The 3,211-nt window shown below is 42.4% G+C and carries 3 protein-coding genes and 10 tRNA genes; all 13 read left to right on the top strand.

Annotation, left to right across the window (positions count from 1 at the left end):
• Nucleotides 1-11 precede the first annotated feature (11 nt).
• The 13 genes from ACTNDN_RS24490 (at nucleotide 12) to ACTNDN_RS24430 (ending at nucleotide 2,957) form a co-directional block, all read left to right on the top strand.
• Nucleotides 12-88, top strand: a tRNA-Asp gene (locus ACTNDN_RS24490).
• 33 nt (nucleotides 89-121) lie between these two features.
• Nucleotides 122-197, top strand: a tRNA-Phe gene (locus ACTNDN_RS24485).
• A gap of 8 nt (nucleotides 198-205) precedes the next feature.
• Nucleotides 206-289: transfer RNA gene (locus ACTNDN_RS24480), tRNA-Tyr, on the top strand.
• A gap of 7 nt (nucleotides 290-296) precedes the next feature.
• Nucleotides 297-370, top strand: a tRNA-Trp gene (locus tag ACTNDN_RS24475).
• A 19-nt stretch (nucleotides 371-389) separates the two neighbouring features.
• Nucleotides 390-465 (top strand) — tRNA-His (locus tag ACTNDN_RS24470).
• A gap of 43 nt (nucleotides 466-508) precedes the next feature.
• Nucleotides 509-583 (top strand) — tRNA-Gln (locus ACTNDN_RS24465).
• Between the two features lie 3 nt (nucleotides 584-586).
• Nucleotides 587-661, top strand: a tRNA-Gly gene (locus ACTNDN_RS24460).
• A gap of 10 nt (nucleotides 662-671) precedes the next feature.
• Nucleotides 672-745: transfer RNA gene (locus ACTNDN_RS24455), tRNA-Cys, on the top strand.
• A 34-nt stretch (nucleotides 746-779) separates the two neighbouring features.
• Nucleotides 780-865, top strand: a tRNA-Leu gene (locus ACTNDN_RS24450).
• A 23-nt stretch (nucleotides 866-888) separates the two neighbouring features.
• Nucleotides 889-970, top strand: a tRNA-Leu gene (locus tag ACTNDN_RS24445).
• A 146-nt stretch (nucleotides 971-1,116) separates the two neighbouring features.
• A complete protein-coding gene (locus ACTNDN_RS24440; RefSeq protein WP_031540269.1) occupies nucleotides 1,117-2,070 on the top strand; it encodes a tyrosine-type recombinase/integrase in 954 nt (317 codons plus the stop codon).
• A 24-nt stretch (nucleotides 2,071-2,094) separates the two neighbouring features.
• Nucleotides 2,095-2,637 (top strand): helix-turn-helix domain-containing protein, encoded by a 543-nt coding sequence (locus ACTNDN_RS24435; protein ID WP_031540271.1) that lies wholly within the window; start codon nucleotides 2,095-2,097, stop codon nucleotides 2,635-2,637.
• 41 nt (nucleotides 2,638-2,678) lie between these two features.
• Entirely contained in the window at nucleotides 2,679-2,957 is a 279-nt protein-coding gene (locus ACTNDN_RS24430) for a hypothetical protein (RefSeq protein ID WP_031540273.1), read from the top strand.
• Nucleotides 2,958-3,211 lie beyond the last annotated feature (254 nt).

Genomic DNA, 3,211 nt, shown 5'->3' with positions numbered 1-3,211 from the left:
CCCCGCAATCTGGTCCGGTAGTTCAGTTGGTTAGAATGCCTGCCTGTCACGCAGGAGGTCGCGGGTTCGAGTCCCGTCCGGACCGCCATTTTTAAAAACATCATTAATAGCAATAAATTATGGCTCAGTAGCTCAGTCGGTAGAGCAAAGGACTGAAAATCCTTGTGTCGGCGGTTCGATTCCGTCCTGAGCCACCATTTATGTCGGAGGGGTAGCGAAGTGGCTAAACGCGGCGGACTGTAAATCCGCTCCTTCGGGTTCGGCGGTTCGAATCCGTCCCCCTCCACCATCTATACAGGGGTATAGTTTAAAGGTAGAACGAAGGTCTCCAAAACCTTTGGTGTGGGTTCAATTCCTACTACCCCTGCCAATTTTTATTAATTATTATGGCGGATATGGCGAAGTGGTTAACGCATCGGATTGTGGCTCCGACACTCGTGGGTTCGATTCCCATTATTCGCCCCATTTTTTTTGACACTTTTTTTATTTTATTGCATATAAATAGTATTGGGCTATAGCCAAGCGGTAAGGCAACGGACTTTGACTCCGTCACTCGTTGGTTCGAATCCAGCTAGCCCAGCCATTTGCGGAAGTAGTTCAGTGGTAGAACACCACCTTGCCAAGGTGGGGGTCGCGGGTTCGAATCCCGTCTTCCGCTCCAAGAATATTATGGCGGCATAGCCAAGTGGTAAGGCAGAGGTCTGCAAAACCTTTACCACCGGTTCGAATCCGGTTGCCGCCTCCATAATCGTTTATAATTTATATTTGTTACATATCATGCCGGGGTGGCGGAACTGGCAGACGCACAGGACTTAAAATCCTGCGGTAGGTGACTACCGTACCGGTTCGATTCCGGTCCTCGGCATTACCCAAACAAATTATAAACGCGCCGGTGTGGCGGAATTGGCAGACGCGCACGACTCAAAATCGTGTTCCTTCTGGAGTGTCGGTTCGACCCCGACCACCGGTATCAATTCTCGTTGATTTGAAGCGATTTCCCTTTATTGGGAGGTCGCTTCTTTCATTTTCTACAGCTATTTTTGTCGTGCGAACAACAAAAACGAAGTGAAGGAAGGCGTCCATTATTCGAATATCAATCCGAAAGGGGTTTTTCGAATGGGGCGACGTAAGAATAAATTTTCTCCGCAAAATCTTCAAGAATCTTCTAACGAACTAGAATCCTTCGAATTTCTTTACAATCTGTTTATTCGTGATTGTAGGATTCGAAATCTTTCCAAGCACACGTTACAATTCTACAAGAATGAGCTCACAAAATTTTGCAAGCGATTGGAAAGGAATTACGTTGACACAAGACCCGCCACAGTTAGCGAGGAAACGATAAAAGAAATCGTCATTCTTGGCATGATGAACGAAGGCTTGAAAGATACCACGATCAATACAAACCTTCGTGCCGTTCGGGCGTTCTTCAACTTCTTAGCGAATGAGGGTTTCATTGTTGAGAATCCAATCAAAGACGTCAAACTTGTCAAAGAAAAGCGAACAATCATTCAAACATTTTCCCGTGACCAAATTCACGCACTTTTAAGGCAACCAGACCGAGAAACGTTTACAGGATTAAGGGATTACACAATTATGATGTTTTTACTTGAAACGGGCGTCCGAATCCGTGAACTTTGTGACATTCAAGTCCACGATATTAATTTTAATGATGGCGTTGTTCGTATTGACGGAAAGGGAAACAAGGAACGCTTTGTTCCAATACAAAGGACAATGAAAAAACAACTTTCCCTATATTTAAGAGTTCGGGGGAATTTAGACACGGGAACGCTTTTCGTAAATATAGACAATGAACCGCTTCGAATCCGTGCCGTTCAATCTTCTATACAAAAATATGGACGTATGGCTGGAATTAAAGACGTTCGTTGTTCGCCGCATACTTTCCGCCACACTTTTGCAAAAATGTCGGTGCAAAACGGGGCGGACGTGTTCACGTTGCAGCAAGTTCTTGGTCATACGTCAATGGATATGGTTCGATTATATGTGAATATGTTCTCGAATGAGATTAGGGAAAGTCATTCGAAATTTTCACCGATTGAAAAACTATTTTAGGGAAGGAAAAGGGGAAGAATACCAATGACGGCTTTTGGTGCTATTGAATTTCAAGAACTGAAAAGACACGAATTATTTTCAACAATTCAAGAAATGGACATATCTATCTATTCGTATATTGACCATATTCAAACCGATGTCCCGCAAAGTGTTATTGACGTTCTTCTTTGTCTTGGAAAGGCGTCTTTGCGTTGTGTTGGATTGTCGTTCATGAAACAAGCAACGATTGCAGAACAAACGGGATATTCCCGCAAAACAATCAATAAGGCATTGAAGACGCTTGAAATGTTGGGCGTCGTTGATTCCGTGCGGACTAAAACGAAAGCAGGTCGTCCAAGTGTGAAAGTCATTCGAATTCTTCCTTTTTGTCTTGAAAGGTTACAACAAGGGGTTACATCATACATAGGGGACAATTCCAGCAATGACGGGGGTTTGACGCTTATTGCCGAATTCGAACCATTTGAAACCGAATCAAAAAACAAGAAAAAGATATTATTAGCGATAATAAAGAAATCATTGAAAAAGTTTCAAATTTATCAACAACAATCGACATTGACAGCAATCTGAAAAAAATTGTTCGTTATCTTGCATTAAAAATCGGCGACAAAGTGAAAAACGGTCTTCAAATTCAATCGTTTAGTTCTTATTGTGAAAAAGTTTTTTCGAATGAAATCCGTAAATTTGCCGTAATGAAGAAAATTGAAGAAGCGAAGCAACAAAAAGAGGAATCCGTCCGCCGTCGATTTGACAATTTCGTCTTGAAGTATTTCGGGGAAAAATTCGAAGATTTAGGGGCATTCGTCCAAAAAGAAGCCGTTCGAATGTATAAAGATATTACTGAACCGAAGCCGAATCCCGTTCCATTTTATAATTGGCTTGAAGCGTAAAAAATCGCAAATGCAGCCCGTATTTTGGCTTATAAGGTGCTTGTTTGCGTCCGAATGGTTTTATATTTGGAAGGTCGAAAACGTACGAAATACGAGCAATACGATAGCTGTTTTTCGTAATTTGGGCAAATAAAAACGCCAATCTTTATGAATTGGCGACTTTTTGATGGTTTCGAAAACCCCTGGCTATGCCGGGGGTTCCGGAGAGCTTATAGCGAGGTAACAAAAAAACCTCCTTTCATGGTAGGATAAAG

The sequence above is a fragment of the Niallia sp. HCP3S3_B10 genome (assembly GCF_052064465.1).
GTDB lineage: Bacteria > Bacillota > Bacilli > Bacillales > Cytobacillaceae > Niallia > Niallia hominis.
The sequence above is the reverse complement of the archived record's forward strand: the minus strand, read 5'-3'. Positions and strand labels throughout refer to the sequence as shown.